The sequence below is a fragment of the Pseudomonas sp. o96-267 genome (genome assembly GCF_003935465.1).
Classification (GTDB): Bacteria; Pseudomonadota; Gammaproteobacteria; order Pseudomonadales; family Pseudomonadaceae; genus Aquipseudomonas; species Aquipseudomonas sediminis.
The window spans coordinates 1-623 of record NZ_RHQP01000099.1; the positions used below are offsets into that span (position 1 = coordinate 1).

The window sequence follows — 623 nt, forward strand, 5'->3', positions numbered from 1 at the left end:
AATGCTTAGGAAATCACTACGCCCAGGAGCAGTGGGCTGGGGCATACAAGATGCGAAAGTGTTTTTACACACTCTGGACCGGTTGCTGCCTGTCGCGACCGGCAGCTTGGGGTCGACTTAGGCCGGTCGTCACTACGGCGTGTATTGGTCAAACCGCATGCAATCGAGTGGTCAATGCGAATGCAATTCGGTGGTCAAGTCAGTGCAATTTCGCAACTTCCGTGACGCCGACCAGTGTGGCTGCGAGCAATACCTACAAGTATTGATGGATTTTATCGGCGCCCCCGGGTGCGTCCTGTTTGTTTGATTTCTTCAAGCGAGACAGGTTGTTCATGCTTGAACAGCTCAGCGATTTGGCGTGTGGCACCAAGTGCTGTAGCGACCAGAACCAGAGCATCAAGGGTGATCTGACCATTGGACTCGAACCGCTTAATGGTCGATTCGGAAATACCCGCCATCTTCGCCAAGGACTTGCGGGAGAGGTTCTGTGCGAGTCGCGCTTCTCGAGCGTTGGCACCGACCTTCTGGGCCAGTTCGCCTGGAGCGGAGGGTGTGCAGAATTTTGTGTAACCGGGGCTTGGGTTACTGCTGCGGCAGCCTGTCTTCGTAACTGATCGTAAAGC

1 protein-coding gene is annotated in these 623 nt (G+C 54.7%); it reads right to left on the minus strand.

Going from position 1 to position 623, the window contains the following annotated elements; translation table 11 throughout:
* Positions 1–272 precede the first annotated feature (272 nt).
* A partial coding sequence (locus EGJ86_RS24930) for a helix-turn-helix domain-containing protein (RefSeq protein ID WP_256672516.1) occupies positions 273–623 on the minus strand: 351 nt, incomplete at its 5' end.